Source organism: Pseudoduganella sp. SL102 (genome assembly GCF_027856995.1).
GTDB lineage: Bacteria > Pseudomonadota > Gammaproteobacteria > Burkholderiales > Burkholderiaceae_D > Rugamonas > Rugamonas albidiflava.
The window spans coordinates 2,221,692-2,241,942 of the sequence record NZ_CP115554.1 but is presented as its reverse complement, the minus strand read 5'-3'; the positions used below and the strand labels follow the sequence as shown (position 1 = coordinate 2,241,942).

16 protein-coding genes are annotated in these 20,251 nt (G+C 63.4%); 1 reads left to right on the top strand and 15 read right to left on the bottom strand.

The window, feature by feature from the left end; genetic code table 11:
- Positions 1 to 268 precede the first annotated feature (268 nt).
- The 14 genes from OU994_RS09495 to OU994_RS09430 form a co-directional block, all read right to left on the bottom strand.
- Positions 269 to 904 (bottom strand): NF038129 family PEP-CTERM protein, encoded by a 636-nt coding sequence (locus OU994_RS09495; protein WP_281610551.1) that lies wholly within the window; start codon positions 902 to 904, stop codon positions 269 to 271.
- 15 nt (positions 905 to 919) lie between these two features.
- Positions 920 to 3,922 carry an ExeM/NucH family extracellular endonuclease gene (locus tag OU994_RS09490; protein WP_281610550.1) on the bottom strand — a complete coding sequence of 1,001 codons (3,003 nt, stop codon included), beginning with the start codon at positions 3,920 to 3,922 and terminating at the stop codon, positions 920 to 922.
- Between the two features lie 317 nt (positions 3,923 to 4,239).
- Complete coding sequence (locus tag OU994_RS09485) at positions 4,240 to 5,208, bottom strand: TIGR03790 family protein (RefSeq protein WP_281610549.1); 969 nt, start codon at positions 5,206 to 5,208, stop codon at positions 4,240 to 4,242.
- 166 nt (positions 5,209 to 5,374) lie between these two features.
- A complete protein-coding gene (locus OU994_RS09480; protein ID WP_281610548.1) occupies positions 5,375 to 5,920 on the bottom strand; it encodes an FxDxF family PEP-CTERM protein in 546 nt (181 codons plus the stop codon).
- A gap of 18 nt (positions 5,921 to 5,938) precedes the next feature.
- Entirely contained in the window at positions 5,939 to 6,475 is a 537-nt protein-coding gene (locus OU994_RS09475) for an FxDxF family PEP-CTERM protein (RefSeq protein WP_131147112.1), read from the bottom strand.
- A 165-nt stretch (positions 6,476 to 6,640) separates the two neighbouring features.
- The gene (locus tag OU994_RS09470; RefSeq protein WP_131147113.1) at positions 6,641 to 8,059 is read right to left on the bottom strand and encodes a mannose-1-phosphate guanylyltransferase/mannose-6-phosphate isomerase; all 1,419 of its coding nucleotides are present in this window, start codon (positions 8,057 to 8,059) and stop codon (positions 6,641 to 6,643) included.
- A complete protein-coding gene (locus OU994_RS09465) occupies positions 8,056 to 9,222 on the bottom strand; it encodes an NDP-sugar synthase (protein WP_281610547.1) in 1,167 nt (388 codons plus the stop codon). Before OU994_RS09465 ends, OU994_RS09470 begins: the two co-directional genes overlap by 4 nt.
- A 20-nt stretch (positions 9,223 to 9,242) precedes the next feature.
- Positions 9,243 to 10,241, bottom strand: coding sequence for a UDP-glucose 4-epimerase GalE (gene galE / locus OU994_RS09460; RefSeq protein WP_281610546.1), 999 nt, complete (start codon positions 10,239 to 10,241; stop codon positions 9,243 to 9,245).
- A 45-nt stretch (positions 10,242 to 10,286) separates the two neighbouring features.
- Positions 10,287 to 11,381 carry a non-hydrolyzing UDP-N-acetylglucosamine 2-epimerase gene (gene wecB / locus OU994_RS09455; protein ID WP_131147116.1) on the bottom strand — a complete coding sequence of 365 codons (1,095 nt, stop codon included), beginning with the start codon at positions 11,379 to 11,381 and terminating at the stop codon, positions 10,287 to 10,289.
- Complete coding sequence (locus OU994_RS09450) at positions 11,378 to 12,214, bottom strand: hypothetical protein (protein WP_281610545.1); 837 nt, start codon at positions 12,212 to 12,214, stop codon at positions 11,378 to 11,380. Before OU994_RS09450 ends, wecB begins: the two co-directional genes overlap by 4 nt.
- Positions 12,215 to 12,289: 75 nt before the next feature.
- Positions 12,290 to 13,390, bottom strand: a complete 1,101-nt coding sequence (locus OU994_RS09445; protein WP_131147118.1) for a Gfo/Idh/MocA family protein — start codon at positions 13,388 to 13,390, stop codon at positions 12,290 to 12,292.
- Positions 13,391 to 13,411: 21 nt separating this feature from the next.
- Positions 13,412 to 14,434, bottom strand: a complete 1,023-nt coding sequence (locus OU994_RS09440) for a DUF354 domain-containing protein (RefSeq protein ID WP_281610544.1) — start codon at positions 14,432 to 14,434, stop codon at positions 13,412 to 13,414.
- 8 nt (positions 14,435 to 14,442) lie between these two features.
- Positions 14,443 to 15,723, bottom strand: coding sequence for a nucleotide sugar dehydrogenase (locus OU994_RS09435; protein ID WP_131149235.1), 1,281 nt, complete (start codon positions 15,721 to 15,723; stop codon positions 14,443 to 14,445).
- Positions 15,724 to 15,760: 37 nt separating this feature from the next.
- The gene (locus OU994_RS09430) at positions 15,761 to 16,825 is read right to left on the bottom strand and encodes a glycosyltransferase family 4 protein (protein ID WP_281610543.1); all 1,065 of its coding nucleotides are present in this window, start codon (positions 16,823 to 16,825) and stop codon (positions 15,761 to 15,763) included.
- A gap of 248 nt (positions 16,826 to 17,073) precedes the next feature.
- On the opposite strand from OU994_RS09430, the gene OU994_RS09425 reads away from it, so the two are divergent.
- Positions 17,074 to 18,372 (top strand): phenylacetate--CoA ligase family protein, encoded by a 1,299-nt coding sequence (locus tag OU994_RS09425; protein WP_281610542.1) that lies wholly within the window; start codon positions 17,074 to 17,076, stop codon positions 18,370 to 18,372.
- A 204-nt stretch (positions 18,373 to 18,576) separates the two neighbouring features.
- Here OU994_RS09425 and OU994_RS09420 read toward each other — a convergent pair whose 3' ends face one another.
- Entirely contained in the window at positions 18,577 to 20,094 is a 1,518-nt protein-coding gene (locus OU994_RS09420) for a hypothetical protein (protein WP_131147121.1), read from the bottom strand.
- Between the last annotated feature and the right edge of the window lie 157 nt (positions 20,095 to 20,251).

The window sequence follows — 20,251 nt, the reverse complement described above, 5'->3', positions numbered from 1 at the left end:
GCAGCGCCGGCGCTGTTACCCGGCGCTGGTGCCCTGCGCCCGGCAACCCGGCGTATCGCCGCTTCCGGCATTGCCGCTACGTGCCCGCAAACATTCGCCGCTTCCTCTCCCGCCAGCCGGTGACGACGCTGGCGCCTTTCCCATGTGGCGGATACCGTTCAGTCCGACACAATCGCCTGCCCGGCGGCGCTCCCAACCCTGCCTGTCCAGCGCCCAAAAAAAACAGCCGCGCTCCGGGGAGCGCGGCTGGCGATTCGATGCGCGCAGGTCAGGCGCGGCGGCGGGCGGCGCCGGCGACCAGCATCGCGCCGATGCCCAGCATCAGCCATGACGACGGTTCCGGTACCGGCGAAATCGCGGCGGCGTCCGAGTAGCTGGCCGAGGCGAACGACCCGCTGCCGCCTACCGTGGTGGCGGGAGCCCACGTGATGTCGGCCAGCCTGCCATCGGCGGCGGACGAACTGCCCAGCGCCGTGGTGACGCCGGCATCGTAGGCCCAGATCGCGAAGGTGGAACCGTAGGCACCACCCGACAGGTCGACGTTATCGCCGCTGAACGTGACGTTGAAGCTCAGCACTTGACCGTAGTCGACGGCACGGAACAGGCTGTTGAGGCTGTCGCCATTGCCGATCACGTAGCCGGTGGCCTGCGAACCCGTCACCTGGCCGATGGTTTCCACCACCGCGCCTTCGTCGAAGCCCTGGAAGCCGCTCAGCGTGACGGTAGTGGCCGGCGATATGCCCGGGTTGGCCGGGTTGTACTGGAAGTCGAGCCAGCCGGTATTGCCGAACATCGAGGTATCGATGCTGACGGCCAGCGTGGTGTCGGCCAGCGCGGCGCTGCTGCCGAAGGCCAGCGCCAGCGCGGCAATGGCGGTACGCAGTGTGAGTTTGTTCGCGTGCATGTGCTTTTCCTTGACTTAGAAGTTACCGCTGAAGATTCGTGCCGTGTACGTGGCGTTGACCTTGGCCGGGTTGCGCAGCGTCAGCGGCACCGTGACGGAGGCGCCCGGTGCCAGGCCGCCGGCGATACGGATGTAGGGCGCGCCATCATGCGTGCCGGTCCCGTTGACGACCGTGACACCGGCGGGCAAGCCGTCGAACCGCAGTGACAGCGGACCGGCCAGCGCCGCATCGGACCGGTTCACCAGCGTAACCGAACCGGTGAACAGTTGCGTGACGCGGTTGAAGCCCAGGCCCGTGGCGTTGACTTGCACGCTGGCCGTGACATCGCTGTATGCCGGTGCCAGCGCCAGGCTGATGACGACCGGATCGTGGTCGGAAGCGCGGTAAGGCTGGGCATCGTACAGATCCTGCGGCTTGCCATTGGTGTTGTAGTCGATGACTTCCGGCTCGTCCGCGTTGGCGTGCCACTCGGCCGCGCCGACCACCTGCGGGCTGAGCGAAGCACTGGCCAGCGCATGGTCGAGATAGCCGGCCTGGTGGCCGAACACGTACGAGTACGGCAGGCCGACGGGGCGCACGAAGCGTTCCAGCTGGTTGACGTAACCCCGCGCGATGATCGCGGCGATCGGGTCTTCCATGCCGTACGAATTCATGTCGCCGATCAGCAGCACGTCGGGGTCGCCGGCGGCGGCCTGCACTTGCGGCACGAACGCATCGACCAGGCGCTGCGCCTGCGCGACGCGGGTGGCGTTCCAGCAGCTCTGGCCATCGCCGTTGTCGGCTTCCGCCCCCGAGCCGGACGGGCAGCTGCCCTTCGACTTCAGGTGGTTGACGACCACCGAGAACTTCTCGCCATTGGCGGCGCGGAACGCCTGCGCCATCGGCGGGCGGTTGTTGACGCTGTTCGCGTCGGACAGCGAACTACCCACCAGCGTGACGGCGGCCGGCTTGTAGATCATCGCCACGCGGATCGCATCCGTGCCCGTGGCGGCCGGTTTCGGCACCACCGCGTAGACCGGCGAACCGTAGGCCGCGTTCAGGCTGTCCACCAGCAGGCCGACGGCGGTGTCGCCATTGTTCTGGATTTCCATCAGGCCGACCACGTCGGCATCGACGCTCTTCAGCTGGTTGACGATCTTGTCGCGCTGGCGCACGTACTCGGCCAGGTTGTCGGCGCCACGGCAATTGCCCTGGCTGGTGGTCGAGCCCACCGTGCAGCCCTGGTTCGTCTGGCCCGTGGCGGTGGTGCCGTCGGTGAACGTCGTGAAGAAATTCAGCACGTTCGCGCTGGCCACCTTGACGTTCCCGGCCGGCAGCGCCGGTGCGGCCTCGCGCGGATTGTCCCGCGTGATGGCCGGCGGCACGGTCGGCTGCAGCTTGAAGCCGGCACCGCCCGCGCCCAGCGCGCCGTAATCGACGACGCCGGTCAGGTCATGCACCAGGTCGCCGGCGCGCACGGTGCGGCCTTCGCCGATGTACGGCACGGTTGCCGGCGTCGTGAAGATGCCGTCGTCCAGCACGATCAGGTTGGCGGCATTGGCTGCGGCCAGCGCCGCGGCCTCGGCGCTGCGCGGCGCGTGGCGATTGGTCGGGATTTCCAGGCGGCCGGACGACAGCGACAGTTCGCCACGCGTGCCCAGGTAGTCGGTCTGCGAGATCGTCAGCGGGTCCGTGAAGCGCACCAGCATGCCCTCGACCTGGTCGAGGCGCGCGTTCGGCAGTGCGATATTGGTCGGCGCCACGCTGTGGCCGGACGACAGCACGGGAGCGAACGTCACATCCGTCATTTCCGTGTACGAGCGGTTGGCGCCGCCCGGCGTGTATTCGGTGATCTTGCCGGTGACGCGCACGCGCTGGCCGACCGCCACGCCGTCGGCGGCGGCCGCGTTGTAGACGAACAGCCCGTCGGACGTGGCCGGATCGCCGTCGCCGTTACCATCCTGCAGGAAGAAGCCGCCCGCCACCTTGGCGGTGACGATGCCTTCCGTGGTCTGCTCGGTGTTCGCGAACTGGCTGGTGGCACCGCTGCCCTGGATCTGCGGGATGGTGTGCGTGACCGGTGCCAGCGGGCGTACCGAAACGCTGACCGTGCAACTGGCTTCCTGCCCTTCGTCGTTGGCGAAGCGTACCGTGACGGGGAAATCGCCCAGCGGGGCATCCGCCGCCACTTCGATGCGCCCGGACGCGCTGCCACCTTCGGCGCTGGCGGACGTGAACGCCAGGCCGATGCCCGGCACCGCGGCGGACGTGATCGACGCCGCGTTGACGATGCTGTCGGCATCGCTGGCCGCCAGCAGGGTGCCGCCGGCATAGCCTTGCGCGATACCGAGGCTGGACGGGCAGCGCAGCACGATCGGCTTGACTGCCGGGACATCGCATGAATGGGCCGGCGCGGCGGCGTTGCGCGGCACCGGTTCGGCCACGGCGAAGTCGGCGCGGTTGTCGTCGGTGTCGATGCAGCCGGCTTCATTGCGCAGCACTGCGGTGGCGTTGCCCGTGCCACCGGCCGGCGCGGTGCCCTCGAAGTGCCCGGCGCTGCCCCAGCCGACCAGGTCGACCAGTGCCCCGCCGGTCGGCGCCGCGCCAGCCAGGGCGGCAGTGGAACTGACCAGCGCCACTTTGCCGCCACTGCCGCTCATCGGGATCGTACCGGTCGTGTCCGGGTCCAGCGCCACGCTGCCGCCATTGCCGGAAGCCTGCTGTACCAGGTAATACTTGCCGGGCTCCAGCGTGACGGTGGGCAAGCGCGTCACTTGCCAGCTGCTGCCCGCCGTGCTGGCATATTGCACGCTCCAGTTCGTCAGCGTGACGGCCGCATCGCTCCGGTTGAACAGTTCGATGAAATCGGACTTCAGCGTGGCGCCGCTATTGCCGCCGCCGCCATAGACCTGGCTGATGACGATATCGGAAGCGGCGAAGGCCGGCGTGGCCAGGCCGGCCAGCGAGGTGGCCAGGGCAGCGGCCAGGGCCGTGGCCAGCGCGGTCTTGCGGCCCGGAGTCGGAGCGTGTGGTGTCATGGTATCCCTGCAATCTTGAATAAGTGAATCGAATATTGCCTAATGCATATTAGCTAAACGATATGACCTCTTAATGACAGTGCGGTGTCGTTGGAAACGGGAATGGCAGGGACAAGAATAAACTAATAACTAAAAGACATGGCCTTTAAATGATCGCCTGGCCATCGAACAGCGCGGGGAATGGCCTGGGTGGCGGTGCCTTGCAGCACGCCAGCAACGATGAAGGTGGGAGAGTTGGGTTGTGTCGGCGCACCGCGCGGGTTGGGCGATGCTGGCCGGAGCGGGAGTTGCCGGCGCGGGGGGGGCCGGCTTGTGGGCTACCTGCGATAAGGCGCGGCGAGCGGTTCGCCGATGAAGACGCCCTGTGCCGGCCAGGCAACGCTGCGCCAGTAGGCTTCGATCGCCGTGCTGCCGTTGGCGTAGTGGCGCAGCAGTACGGCGGGATTGGGGAATTTTTGCCAGAAATTGCACGGCTCGCTCACGGTACCGTAGCTCGCCGTCGCCCCGGCCTGCAACCACTGCAGGCTGCTCATCTGCCCTCCTCCCAGCAGGTCGCCACCAGTCGACGTCAAATGGTCGGCTAGTGCGCCGGGCATGAACTGGAGGGTCTCCAGTTTCGGTACCCGCGCCTTGCCGGTCTGGTAGATCATGATGTCGCGCTTGCCTTCCAGTGCATCCGCGCCCAGCGTGTGGATCGTCAGCTTGCGTTGCGGGATGGCGCCGGGCTTCGGGAAGAACCGCGCACGGCTGTTGCGTGCCTGCTCGCTGGTGACAAGATAGTAGGCGCCCGCCTCCGAAACACGGAATCCGCTGGCCTTGCCGCGGTCGATGAGGGCCTTGCCTTCCTCGACGGACTCGGTGGGCAGCAGCATCGCCAGCCGCATGCCTGGCTGGACCCGGCCCGGCAATGTGGACGCATTGAAATACGGGCTGGCTTTTCCGGGTGCGCATGTGCGGATGCATTGCGCGGCGTCGTAGCCCAGCGCGTAGGCCGCGGTGATGCCGTTGCATTCGACGGCATACGGCGCCGTCCACACCATCAGCACGGCCTGCACATCCGGTTTCAGCTTGCCATCGATCTCCGCCTTGAGGGCGGCGAACTGCTCCGCCGTCAGCTTGCGGGGCTTGCCCGGGATGCGGACATGGACGATGTTCGCGTCCGGGATGCCGCGGGCGGTGCGGTAATACTCACCGAGCTCTACGCTGTTCGGCTCGTCGTCATTGATGACGACCGCCAGCTGGGCCGGCTGCAGCGCCGGCGCCGCATGGACGATGGCGGCGGCCATCAGGACTGGCAGGAGAAAAGCGGATCGCAAAATGGCCGGGCTCCATGTGGTAGGGACAGGACTGCGCATGAGACAACGCTGCAAGTGATGACAAGACAGCGACGGTTGCCACGAGGACGAAAAAAAACGGAAGCCAAAGCTTCCGTTTTCATTATAACGCGTGGTCTCAGCCGCGGCGGCGCAGCGCAACGCCCAGCACGCCCAGGCCGCCCAGCATCAGGGCCAGCGTACCGGGCTCCGGCACCGGAGATACCGAGAGCGTGCCGCTGTAGCTGGCATTCGTGGCTGTGGCGAAGCCGTTCACTTCCAGGAAGTAGTTGCCGGCCTTGAGCATATCGGTACCTTTGAAGAGCCAGGTCTGGTCGAAGGGATCGTGCAGCGTGCCGTAATACACGGCTTCGGTGACGCCTTCCTGGTACAGGTTGAAGCCGGTGATGCCCAGGCCGGTCTCGTCATCGTATGGTACCGAGGTCATCAGGCCGGTGACGGCCGATGCGGTGTTCAGCTTGAAGGTGTAGCGATCGCTGAAGCCGTTGAACTCCTCGCCCAGCGCGGCGGCGGCCGTTTCAACGGTGCGGGAGAATGCAAACGAGCCGCTGGCGGTCAGCGTGGTCGACATGTCGACGATCCGGCTCTGGTCGATATAGGCAGCGTGGGCGTGGGTGCCGAATGCCAGCAAGACGGCCAGGCACAGTGGATGCAGCTTTTTCATGAAGGTTTCCTGTTCGGTTTACTTGGCGTTGCGGCGCGCGGCAAACGCCAGCACGGCGAGGCCGCCCAGCAGCATGGCGGGCATGGCCGGTTCCGGCACCGGAGAGACGGTGAGCGTGCCATTGGCGGCATACGAGCCGCCTGGCGCCAGCATCGTGCCCGATACCTGGAAGTAGTAAGCGCCGGCGGCCAGGTTGCTGGCGCTCAGGGTCCACTTGTCGAACACGCCATCGGCGTTCAGGAACGACAGCTTGCCCGGCGCCACGGCCAGGTTCGTCAATGCGTCGTAGATACCGAAGCCGGTCAAGTCCAGGCTTTCGTTCCGGCCGGCGGCCGTCGACGTCGCCACGAAGCGCACGCTGGCCTTGCCGCCCAGCGTGAAGTCGAAGCGGTCGGCGAACGTATCGCCTGCCAGCGTATTGCTGAAGTTGTTGTCGAATGCCAGAGAATTCTTGCCGGTCTGGACCGTCAGCGTTTCAACGGGCGAGCTGACATTTGCCGCGTGCGCGCCGGCCATCAATACGAGCGCCGCGGTAACGAAAAGAGTGCGTTTCATGCGAAATTCCTGCCGGAGATAAGTATCTGTCAGTAAAAAACTAATTCTTATCGGCAGTATATCAGAACTGCAACGTAAGTTTCACAATCATAATAAAAAAATTGCCACACAACACTTGCGTGTTGTGTGGCAACGAGATCCGCGCCATGCCAGGGATATCGGGCGTCAGGTGCGCTGGTAGACGTCCTCGAAGCGCACGATATCGTCTTCGCCCAGGTAGCTGCCCGACTGCACTTCGATCAGGTGCAGCGGCAGCTTGCCGGGATTTTCCAGGCGATGGCTCATGCCGATGGGGATGTAGGTGGATTCGTTTTCGGTCAGCAGTTCGACCTTGTCGCCGCACGTGACCCGGGCGGTTCCCGACACCACGATCCAATGCTCGGCGCGATGGTGGTGCATCTGCAGCGACAGCTTGCCACCCGGGTTGACGGTGATGCGCTTGACCTGGAAGCGGTCGCCCACGTCGATGCCCTCGTAGCAGCCCCAAGGACGGTAGACCTTTGTATGATGCAGGTGTTCGGTACGATCCTGGCACTTCAGGTGGTCGACCACCTGCTTGACTCGCTGCACCTGGTCCTTGCGTGCGACCAGTACCGCGTCGTTGGTCTCGACGACCACGACATCTTCAAGGCCAATGACGGCCACGCAGCGGTTTTCCGCGCGCACCAGCGAATTCTTCACGCCATCCAGGTAGACGTCGCCACGGGAGACATTGCCGTTGCTGTCGTGCTGCTGCACTTCCCACAACGCCGACCACGAACCGACATCGTTCCAGCCGATCGCGGCGGGCACGACGACGGCATGGCGCGTATGTTCCATGACCGCATAGTCGATGGAATCGGACGGGCTGGCGGCAAAGGCTGCCTCGTCGAGACGGCAGAAGTCCAGGTCGCGATAGCCCTTTTCCACCGCTTCGGCGGTAGCGCTGGCGATCGCCGGCTGGAACTGCTGCAACTCTTTCAAGTAGTCGCCGGCCCGGAACAGGAACATGCCGCTGTTCCAGAAATATGTGCCGGCATTGACGAATTCTTCGGCGGTAGCGCGATCGGGCTTCTCGACAAAGCGATCCACCTTCAGGCAATTATCGCCGACCGGCAGCGGTTCGCCGCCCTTGATGTAACCATATCCCGTCTCCGGTGCCGTCGGCACGATGCCGAACGTGGCCAGGGCGCCATGCTCGACCAGTGCGGCCGCGCGCAGGATCGCGCCATAGAACGCTTCGGTGTCGCTGATCACGTGATCGGCCGGCAAGACCAGCATCACTGCTTCGGCATCGATCGCCTTCAGGTAATGCGCGGCGGCGGCGATTGCCGGTGCCGTATTGCGACCTTCCGGCTCGAGCAGGATGCCGAGTGGCTTGACGTTGATCTCGCGCAGCTGTTCGGCGACGAGGAAACGGTGCTCGTTGCCGCAAACGATCAACGGCTGCATCAGTCCAGGCCGACCATTCAGGCGCAATGCCGTGTCTTGCAACATCGTCTTGTCGGCAACCACGGGCAACAACTGCTTCGGCAGTGCCGCCCGGGACAGTGGCCACAGGCGGGTGCCGGCGCCGCCGGACAGGATGACGGGATATATCTTCATGCTTTCTTCTGTTCCAAATGGGGGACTTCTGGTTCGCCTTCCCGGCGGCGGGCCGCGCGGCGGTCGCGTGCGTTGGCCCATTCGTCGGATTCATACTGCGAAACGTGTTTCATCTCGCCAGCACGGTCGACACTATAGTCTTTAAAGACAATCAATTCGTCCAGCGTAACATCCGGTAACACACGCGTATATTCGAACAGCACGCTGCGCAGCACCGTCGCACCTGAGCAAATGTGGCTGCCATGGCCGATCCACGTCGGGCCGACGATGCGCGCACCGGCATCGACCTTGACGCCGGAACCGATGTAGACCGGGCCTTCGATCTTGGTGCCGTTGCTCCAGTCGATGCTGGTGTTCAGGCCCACCCACAGGCCTTCATCGACCTGGATGCCCGGCACGGCCATGTTGGCCACTTCGCCCAGCAACACGCCTTGCAGCACTTCCCAGTAATCCTTGACGCTGCCGATGTCGATCCAGTTGAACTTGCGGGTCTGGTTATAGAACGGCAGGCCCTTTTCGGCCAGCAGCGGGAACAGTTCCGAGCCGATGTCGAACGGACGGTCCGAAGGAATCAGGTCGATCACTTCGGGTTCGAAGATGTAGATACCGGTACTGGCGCAGTTCGATTTCGCCTGCGACGGATCCGGTTTTTCCTGGAATTCCCGGATTCGGCCATCTTCGTCGCTGACCACGACGCCATAGCTGGACACCTTGTCCCACGGCACTTCGCGCGTGATGACGGTTGCCAGCGCGCCTTTGCGACGGTGTTCGAACAGGGCGGATTTCAGGTCCAGGTCGATCAGCGCGTCGCCGCACAGCACGATCGTGGTTTCATCGAAGAAGCCGCCGAATTCCTGGATCTTCTTGATGCCGCCTGCCGAACCGAGCGGCTCCGGCACCACTTCGCCATTGTCGTTGGTATAGCCCTCGAACGAGTAGCCGATCTGCACGCCGAACTGGTGTCCTTCGCCGAAGTACTCCTCGATCTTTTCATGCAGATAGCTGACGTTGACCATGATTTCGGTCACGCCGTACCGGGCCAGGTGTTCCACCAGGTAGGCCATGACGGGCTTGCCGAGGATCGGGATCATCGGCTTCGGTAGTTCGTACGTCAATGGCCGCACGCGCGTGCCTTTGCCGGCCGCGAGGATCATTGCTTTCATGTGAAGACTCCCTGGGAAATTTATCGCGATGAGGATTGCCAGCGCCACGTGTCGATACACATGCGGGCAATGTCGAACTGTGCTTTCCAGCCGAGCTCTCGCTCGGCCGTCGCCGTATCCGCATAGCAGGCGGCGATATCTCCGGGTCGTCGGTCGACGATCTTGTACGGAACTTGCCGGCCGCTGGCGGCTTCGAACGCGCGTACCATCTCGAGCACGCTATTGCCGCGGCCGGTCCCTAGATTGTAGGTATATACGCCTGGACCTGTCGCCAGTTTGTCCAGCGTCTTGACGTGACCGATCGCCAGATCGACCACGTGGATGTAATCGCGCACGCCGGTGCCGTCCGGCGTCGGGTAATCGCCGCCGAAGACGGACAGGAACTCGCGCTTGCCTTCCGCTACCTGCGCCACATAGGGCATCAGGTTGTTCGGGATGCCGCTCGGTTCTTCACCGATCAGGCCACTTTCATGCGCGCCCACCGGGTTGAAGTAGCGCAGCAAGGCGATGCGCCAGCTGTTGTCGGATTTGTGCAGGTCGCGCAGGATCTCTTCGATCATCAGCTTGCTGCGACCGTAAGGATTGGTCGCCGACAGCGGGAAATCCTCGGTGATCGGCACGGTTGCCGGATCGCCATAGACGGTGGCCGAGGAGCTGAAGACGATCGACTTGACGTTGAACTTCGCCATCGTTTCCAGCAACGCCACGCTGCCGGACACGTTGTTGTCGTAGTAGCGCAGCGGCTGCGCCACCGATTCGCCGACAGCCTTCAGGCCGGCGAAATGGATCACGGAATCGAACTGCCGGGTAGCAAAGACGCGCTCGAGCGCGGCGCGGTCGCGGATGTCAGCTTCGATGAATTCGAAAGGCTTGCCGGTGATGCGCTGCACGCGCTCCTGTACGGCGCGGCTGGCGTTGGCCAGGTTGTCCAGCACCACGACTTCGTGGCCGGCATGCGCCAGCTCGACGACCGTATGCGAACCAATGTACCCCATGCCACCAGTAACGAGTATTTTCACACTTCATCCTTTGCAAAAAAAGGCAGCCTGATGGCTGCCCCTTGGTCAAATCAGGGCCTGATCGAGCACGGCCACAATGCGCTGCGCAGCCTGCCCATCCCACAGATGGGGCCGCCTGCCCTGCTTGCCGTCGCCACGCAATACCTTGCGCGCCTCGTCGACGATACGCACCGGATCGGTGCCAACCAGGACATTGGTGCCTTCCTCGACGGTGACGGGTCGCTCGGTGTTTTCACGGATCGTGATGCAGGGCACGCCCAGCGCCGTGGTTTCTTCCTGCAGGCCGCCGCTGTCGGTCAGCACGACAGCCGCATCCTTCCACAGGTCGAGGAACGCCATGTAAGCCTGCGGCCCGACCAGGGTCACGTTCGGGCCCAGGTCGATGCCGAAGCGTTCCAGGTTTCCGCGGGTGCGCGGGTGGACCGGGAACACCAGCGGCAGTTCGCGTGCGATCTCGGTCAGGGCCGAGCCGATCTGCGCCATCATCGCCGCGTCGTCGACATTGCTTGGACGGTGCAGCGTGACCACGCCGTAACGCCGGCCGGCCAGCTCGCGCTTCAATGGCTGGCTTTCAAAACCGCCCTCGGCCAGCTTGCCGGCCTGGTACAGCACATTATCCACCATCACGTGGCCAACATAGTGCACGCTTGACTCGGCCTTGCCTTCGCGCCGCAGGTGTTCGACAGCGCTCGGCTCGGTGGCGAAGAACCAGTCGCTGATGCTGTCGGTGACCAGGCGGTTGATTTCCTCCGGCATCGTCATGTCGCCGCTGCGCAGGCCCGCTTCCACGTGCGCGACGGGAATGTTGAGCTTCTTGGCGACGATCGAGCACGCCAGCGTGGAGTTCACGTCGCCGACGACCAGTACCGCGTCGGGGCGCTGCTCCAGGCACAGCTTCTCGAAACCCAGCATGATCTTGGCTGTCTGGTCCGCATGGCTGCCGCCGCCGGCGCCCATGAACACGTCCGGCGCCGGGATGCCGAGTTCCTCGAAGAACACGTCATTCATCTCGCGGTCGTAGTGCTGCCCCGTGTGGATGATCCGGTAGGCCAGCCGCGGGTGATTGGTCATCGCGCGCACGATCGGCGCGATCTTCATGAAGTTGGGCCGTGCACCGGCCACGAGATAGACGGTTTTCACGCAGCGTTCTCCTGTTTCGCTTCCGGCCAATGGCGCCGCACCAGGTCGCGCGTGTTGCGGATGTTGCCGCGGCTCGATGCACCGAACACGATGGACTCGATGTTGGGCTGCTCGCACACCCATTCGATCGCCTCCGCGGGAGGGATCGCGCCGGAAGCGAACACGGACATCGCGATCGCGCGGAACTTGCGGTCGCGCAGCGCCTTTTCGTAGGCTTCGAAACCGCCGCTCATGCGGAAGCCGATCTTGTTGATGTTCGAGCAGACGATCGGGTTTTCGATGCCCAGCTCGTCCAGCACGTCCAGCAGGCGCGGCAGGTTCATCGTGATGAAGCCCGGTTCGGCGTTATAACGCTTCTTCACGTGGTCGGCGAAGATGCGGAACGCTTCCTTGAAGCCCAGTCCCAGCAGCAGGTCGACCACCACGTTCTGCAGGAAGATGACGGGCGTGTTCAGGCCCTGGAACATCTTCATCTCGGCGTCGATCAGCAGCGTGGTGATGCCTTCGATGTCCTTGCGGGCCAGCGACATGCCGCCGCGCATGGCGGCGTTCAGGAAGCCTTCATCGGGCATGAAGCGCTTCAGCGCGCCCAGCATGCCATCCTCGGTTACCGCGTTCGCGTACTTGTGCGCGTACGGCATGCAGGGCATGAACTTGAAGTCCTTGTAGCGCTGCGGGTCGGCACGCATGTGGTCGCACACTTGCGCGATGCGGTCGTGCGTGGTGCACATGAAGCTCTGAATGCCTTCGTCGTAGGCATTGTCCAGCACTTCGATGATGGCGTTGATATCCTGAAAACGCATGGCCTGCGCACGCGCCTTTTCTTCGGACATGTGATTGACGCCGAAAAACTGGTTATCACCAAATAACAAACGATCCATTTAACCTGCTCCAGTGTTCAATTCTTGTTAAACGCGGCTGCCAAAGAAGAAGCCTTTCTTGCGGCTCTTCGGCTGTTCGGGAAGTGCGTCGCCGTTCATCACGGACGGGCCCTTGGCAGCGTCGGCGATCAGCATCGAAATCACCTGGTCCGTCGCCAGCGCTTCCGAGAACGAGTTGACGTTGTCGTCCGCGCGGCCTTCCTCGATGCAGCGCACGAAGTAATCCAGCTGCGCCGAGTACTCTTCCCCGCGCAGGTAGAAGTCGACCGGCTCGGTCAGGTCGGTGGTATAGCGCACGTTCCAGCCGTTCTGGTAGCCTTCCGGCGCATTCGATGCGTCGCGCAGGTAGACCTGCACTTCCTGGCGGTCGGCATAGATGCGGCCGTTCTTGCCCCAGATGGTGATCTTGGTGCTCATCTTGCGGTACGACTCGTCGCTCCAGTTCACCGACAGCTGGCCGCTGCGGCCGTTGTCGAAGTACAGCGTGGAGAACACTTCGTCATCCGTATCGGAAGAGAACACGTTGTTCAGCACCGAGCCGCCAACGCCGCGCGGCATGCCGAAGTACCAGGTCAGCAGGTTCAGCGGGTGAGCCGCGTAATCGTACAGGCAGCCGCCGCCTTCCGAGCGCTGGGTACGCCACGTGGAACCCTTTGGTTTCAGCACCACGGGGCCATAGGTCTCGGCCATCAGGTGCGTCATCTCGCCGATCACGTCCGCTTCCAGCAGGCGCTTGACTTCCTGGAACGCGCCCACGAAGCGGCAGTGATAGCCCACCTGGTTCACCAGCTTGTATTCCTTGGCCAGGCGGGTGACTTCCTCGCCTTCGGCCGTATCGAGCACGAACGGCTTTTCGCAGAAGACGTGCAGCTTCTTTTCCAGCGCCGCCTTGACCATCTTGCCGTGCATGCTCGATGGCGTGGCGATGATGATGGCGTCGAGTTCGACCTCGCGCAGCATCGTGTCGAAATCGGTGTACGTCTGCACACCGGTGTATTTGTTCAGAATGTCGAGCACATAGCCCGCCGCGTCGCACACGGCAGCTACCTTGACACGGGGGTGCGCATTGATCATCGCATGGTGGGACAGACCCATCTTCCCCAAACCTACTACTGCCAGCCGAATCATCGTGTTGTGTCCTTTATGCTATTAGCCATTCAAAATATGTTGCTTGACCATGTTGTATGCCGCCTTGCCTTTTTCCAGCAGGCGCCGATCGGGTGGGCGCGCCGTGGCAATGGCGAGGTAATCCAGCGCATGTTGCGCGGTCAGCTGCGGCTCATGGCGGAATGCGCCCGTTTCCAGCAAATGCTGGTCGACGTCCAGCAACTCATCCTGGTATACCGAGATCGTGGGGATGCCCAGCACCGCCATCTCGCGCGTCATCGTGCCGCCGGCACCGATGAACAGGTCGCAATCGGGAGCGATGTCGGCGATGTCCAGCGCGGTCGTCACCACGCGCACGCCGGCGAATTTCGGATCCTGGTAGTGCACGCCCTGGTCTTTTCCGCGCGGCAGCAGGATCACGTCGACGTGATCCTTCAGGCCAAGCACCAGGTCGTCCAGGAAGTTGCGGCTGCCCTTGTAATACTGCGCCGTCCAGGGCTCCGGGCGGATATAGATCTTCCGCCGCGGTTTCGACACCGTGCCGCCCTGCCGCTGCGCCAGGCGCTGATCGAGTTCCCACAGGTACAGGCCTTCCTTCACGCCGGGGTAGTGCTTCACCTTCTTCGGGTTGGCCCACTGCTTCTTCAGTTTTTCGATGCTGAGGAATTCCGGCACCATGATGGTGCTGGCGCAGATGAACGATGGAATATTGCCCATGGCATGTTCGTTGTCGTTCATGTAGATCGAGCGGATGCCGAGCAGGCGCGCCACCACCGGCGAGTGGAACGAGCTTTGCGAGATCGCCATGTCGACCTTCCGGCTGCCGATGTACTTGCAAAGCTGCGCGACACGCACGGGAAAGCCGAAGACCTTGGCGGAAAACTTGCCGCCGTAATGCTGGCCCACCACTTCGTACTTGAACCCGTGCAGGTCCAGCAGATCGATCGTGTTGGCCAGCGGGCGGCAAGTGATGATGACTTCATGCCCCTCGCGCTGCAGTTCGCGGATCATTGCCGCGAACATGTTGATGTGCGGGGAGTTCGTCAGTTCGAACCAGATGCGCATGCGGTCTCCTACAGGCGCCAGACCTGCAGCCCGGCCTGCTCGAGTTCCGCCTGGTCGTAGCACGACTTGACGTCGATGAAGCAGCCGCCCTTGACCAGCTTCTTGCACAGGTCTTCGGCGGTCAGCGCCTTCAGTTCGCGGTGTGCGACGGCGGCGACGATGGCATCGGCGCGCGGCAGTTCGTTCCAGCCCAGCAGGCGCACGCCGTATTCATGCAGTGCTTCTTCCGGATCGGCATACGGGTCATGCACGAAGACTTCGACGCCGAAGCTCTTCAGTTCATTGACCACGTCGCCCACCTTCGAATTGCGCAGGTCGGCGCAATCTTCCTTGAAGGTCAGGCCCAGCACGTTGACGCGCGCGCCCTTGATGTAGCTGCCGCTGGCGATCATCTGCTTGATGGTCTGCTCGGCAATATACTTGGCCATGCCATCGTTGATGCGCCGGCCGGCCAGGATCACTTGCGGGTGATAACCCAGCATCTCGGCCTTGTAGGTCAGGTAGTAAGGATCCACGCCGATGCAGTGGCCGCCCACCAGGCCAGGGCGGAAATTCAGGAAGTTCCACTTGGTGCCGGCGGCGCGCAGCACCTCGGTCGTGTCGATGCCGATCTTCTCGAAGATGATCGCCAGTTCGTTCATCAGCGCGATGTTCAGGTCGCGCTGGGTGTTTTCGATCACCTTGCAGGCTTCCGCCGCCTTGATGCTCGAGCAGCGGTGCACGCCGGGCTTGACGATCGATTCATACATCCTGGCGACTTTTTCCAGGGTCTCCGGGGTATCGCCGGACACCACTTTCAGGATCGTGGTCAGGGTATGTTCCTTGTCGCCCGGATTGATGCGTTCCGGCGAGTAGCCGACGTTGAAATCGACTTTCCATTGCTTGCCCGAGGTCTGCTCCAGCACCGGAATGCAGACTTCCTCGGTAGCGCCCGGATACACCGTGGATTCGTACACGACGATGGCACCCTGCTTCAGGTGCGGTCCGATCGTGCGGCTGGCGCCGATCAGCGGACCGAAATCGGGCGTGTGGGCTTCGTCGACCGGGGTCGGCACGGCGACGATGATGATGTCGGCCTCGGCCAGTACTGCCGGGTCGGAGCTGTACTCCGCATGGATGGCTTCCGCCATCTGCGCATCCGACAGCTCGCGCGACGGATCCACATTGCGCTGGCAGGATGCTACCTTGGCAGCAGCGATATCAAAACCGATAGTACGGCCGAGTTTGCCAAATTCCACAACCAGGGGCAGGCCAACGTATCCCAAGCCGATAACCGCTATTGTCATGATTGGATCACCTTCAATAAGTTTCAGATAAATTCTGGTTTCATTTCCGCGCCAGCTCATCATAGAGATGACTCAGCTGATCGAGCACCACGGCCGTACCGAACCTGGTCTCGATAGTCTGGCGCGCGCGTGCGCCGAGCCGGTTGCGCAGCTCCTTGTTGCGGAGCACTTCGCCCAATACGGCCGCCAGCTCGGCGGGCTGCCCCGGCGGCACGAGCATGCCGTTGTCGCCATGGACGATCGCTTCCGGAATGCCGCCGACCGGCGTAACGACGACCGGCAGGCCGGCCGCCATGGCCTCCAGCATCGCCATCGGCAAGCCTTCATCGTGGGACGGCAGGCAAAACACCATCGCCTCCTCCAGCCGGCGCGCCTTTTCCTCGCCGCCCATCCAGCCGGCGATGTCAACATGCTGCCGGATGCCGAGCTCCTCGGCTGCGCGAACTACCGCATCCAGATCGCCGTCGCCGCCGATCACAAGCTTGACCTCCGGGATGACGGCCGCCAGGTCGCGGACCGCCCGCAGCAGGTCGAAGATGCCCTTGCGCTGTTCGGCACGCCCCAGGAACAGGATGTTCGGCGCCACATCGGGACGGACCGTCACGGCAGGCAACTGCACCGAGTTCGGAATCACGACCACGTTGGCACCCGGCGCGAATTCGCGCAGGAAGCGCGCCCAGCTTTCCGACAGGGTGACCACGGCGGAACTGCGGCGCAGCGTGTGGCGGATCCAGCGGCTGACGAGCGGGCCCGACTCCACGGTGGCGAACTGGCGGAATTCCGCGCCGTGCAAGTGGAAAACGGTCTTGCATCCAAGCACCCGGGCCACCCACAGCAAGGCCGATTTGCGGAAAAAGCTGGCCCGCGACGCCGAGTGCACGTGCACGCAGGGGCGGGCACCACGCAGGCGAACACCGAGCAACTGGAACACGGCGTTCATCGCCGCGCCGATTTTCTGCACCGGCGAGCCTTGCAGATGTGTCACCACATACCGGCCGCCATTCCGCTCGAAAAAGCCTTCTCGCTGCAACACTGCTACCACGGTGGCGATACCGCCCTTGCCGGTCGCACTGGTACCCATCATCAGGAACTTTGGCGCCTTCATAACCTCTTTCACAAAAATCGTCATACCGACCAGATCACATCGCGGCGCCTGGAACCCAGCCGCTCAAGTTCGCTCTTCCCCCTGCCGGCTTGCTCCTCACGATGCATATAGTGACTATTATACAATACTTTCCAGCTATACAACGCATTAAATGGCGTACGGGGAAGGAACCGTACAGCTTCCCATGCTGAAAGGCATTTCAGGTATGATTGAAACTATTTTGTCACTTCGCTAACGTCTCTCCCGCCATGAACGCCCCCAACGCGATATCCCCCGCACCTGCTCCATCGCTGCTTGCAACGCTGCGGTTCCGGCTGATCGACCTGGTGCGCGGCACCAATACACTCGAACTTCTCGACACGCTCCGGCGCCAGCAATATGAAAGCCCCGAAAAGCTGGAAGCCCAGGCCGGACTGGCCCGCACACGTTATCTGGAGGAATTGCGCACCCTGCCGATGTTTTCCGCGGTGCGCTCGTTCGACGAACTCCCGGTCACGAACAAGAAGTTCATCAATGCCCACCGGGAAGAACTGCGCAACCCGCACTACAAGGGAAAGGTCGTACGCAAGAAGACCGGCGGCTCGACAGGCGAGCCGCTAGTTTACTATACGTCATCGGATACCCAGTCATACCTGTGGGCCGGCCTCCTGCTCTCCTGGGAAGTGGCGGGTTATCGCCTGGGCGATCCGGTCGCCTTCATCAGCGGCTCGTCACTGTCCGGCACCGGCATGAAACAGCAGGCCTACTACGCGCTGCTGAATGTGCGCATTTTCTCGGCATTCGACATGTCCACCGCCGCCATGACGCAGTACGCCGAGTCCATCCAGAGCGGCGGCTACCGCCTGATCTATGGCTACGCTTCCGCCGTGCACCGCCTCGCCTGCCACCTGAACGCCACGAAGACCCGGCTCCAGCACCGCCTGCGCGGCATCGTCTGCACCGCCGAGATGCTGACGCCGGCCATGCGCAATGACATCGAGCGCGCGTTCGGCGTGCCCTGCTACAGCCAGTATGGCTGCAACGATGCCGGGGTATCGGCATTCGAATGCGAGAACCAGCAAGGCTTCCACCTGCTGTCGATGCGCTGCCATACCGAAGTTCTCGAGGACAATCGCCTGGTCGCCACCGACCTGGTCAACAGGGCCATGTACATGCCGCGCCACGATACCGGAGATCTGGTACGCATGGCGGAGCAGCCATGCTCGTGCGGCCGCGGCCTGCCGCTCATCGCCGAAGTCCTGGGCCGCCAGAACGACGTCGTGGTGGATCCGCGTGGCAATGCGGTGCATTCGGAATTCTTCACGCACCTGTTCCGCGAGGATGCCCGCATCGAACGCTTCCAGGTCGTGTTCGACGACCGCACGCTGACCGTGAACCTGCACGGCGCGAGCCTGCACGCTGCACAGCTGGAAGCGCAGTGCGAAGCCTACCGGCAGCGCATCCTTGCCTCGCTGGCATTCGATGAACTGCGCTTCGTCTGCAACGAGCCGTTTGTCACCCAGGCCAACAGCAAGCACCGCTTCATCATCCGCCGTCCAGCCGCCTGACGGTGTTGCCAGGCCCCTGAGGCGCGAGCCTGGGGGCGCACTCCCCTTCCCGCACCTGCATTCCCCGGCGCGCAATGGCACGCCGGGCCCGGCCCGCCGCCGGCGCATGGCCCGAGGCCGCCGGCACGATTGGCTGGCGGGCCTCGGGTGCCCGGTGCTCCAGGCAGGTTCGACACGTTCACCGATGACCGGCCTGGACGGCCGTCACACGCCCTTGAACAGGGTCCGTCCGCTGCTGCGATTGATGAGTTGCTGGTCGGTCCGGTCGATGACACGCAAGAGCAGCGCACCGATGCAATAGACCACCGTCAGCACGGCCATGCCCGCCACCAGCCAGGCCAGGCCCTGGCGGGGCAGGAATGCGGCCGCGGCAACGCCTGCCCCAAGCGCCAGGAATGAGCGGATGATCCAGTCCCAGCCGGTTTCCCACTCGCGTCCGGTACCGCGCATGATCCGCAGGGCCAGCACGTTTGCCACCACTTCGCCACTGATCAGCACCGCGGGGAGGAACCAGATGTCCAGCCGCGCGGGACCGATCAGCAACAGGGGTGGCAGGACCAGCAGGGAAAGCGCGGAAGCCTTGGCCCACAGGCGCATCATGTCGGCGGCGTTGAAGACGACGCCCAGGATCAGCCGGTGCAGGCGCAAGGCCAGCCAGAACGTGAGGGCCGCGAACAGCACGCCGTAGCCGCCGTAGCGGTGCGCACTGGCCACTTCCAGGATCTCCCGGCCATAGACGGCGGCGATGCCGCACACGGGCAGCAAGGTCAGCAGGCTGATCTTGAACAGGAAGCGCGCCCATGTACGCAAGTCGTCGAAATTCCGGTCGCGCACGTAGTTGCCGATCATTCGGGAGCGGACCAGCGAAAATACGAGCATGCCCGGCAGGTAATTGCGGATCATCTCGATCAGGCGCACCACGAACCCGGCCCCTGCCACGGTCGCCGGCGCCAGGAAACGGCCGAGCACGAGCATCAGGAAGGAGGTCGAGAATAAATACTCGACGATGCCGCTGCTGTAATTGAACAGCGCTACCTGGCGCATCTGGCTGAAGGTGGGCGGCACCCAGGCGGGATCGGGTTGCTCCATCGATTTCAGGCCGGTCAGCATGAAGGCCAGTGCCAGGACCAGGCAAATGCAGGAGGCGGCGGTTTCAGCGATCAGCATCCACTGCGCGGTCCCGCCGCCCTGCGTGCCCATGTAGCCGAGCGTGGCGATCAGGATCAGCGACTTGCCGATCATGATGATCTGCAGCCGGGATTGCAGCGACAGCGCTTCGAGCGCATTGTCGCGCAGCATGCGCGTGGCCCCCTCCGCCACCATCAGCACGCAGAAATACCAGACCAGGTCCACCGGCAGCTTGCCTGCCGCCGCCGGGAAGAACGTGGCCAAGGCAAAGATGAGCGCGCCAACCGCCGCAAGCACGAACACGCGTACCAGCGCCACCCGCAGGATCAGGCCGAGCAGCCGGGCGCGCGTGGAATGCAGCCGGTACACCGGCGCGTAGCGCAGGATGACCCAATCGAGGCCGATCGTGGAAAAACCAAGCGTGACATCCAGCATCGCCATGCACACCACATAACGGCCGAATTCGGTGGCGCTGAGGTTACGCGCCAGCATTGCAAGAATGGTTGCGGTCAGGATTGCCGTCGGAACTTTACCGACCAGGAATGCAAAGATGTTGCGCCTGGTGTTGGCACCCGAATACGGGTGATCGCTCATGCTGCGGCGCCGGCGGAGGGGCAAGAAGGGGGCGGGAGGAAGGATGCATCGGTGCGCGACAGGGACGTCGCAGGCACACTGCCACGCGCCTGATGCGACCCGGGTGCGGTAGAACGCGTCATTGATACCAGCTCATCAGTAAATTTTATTGAGCTAA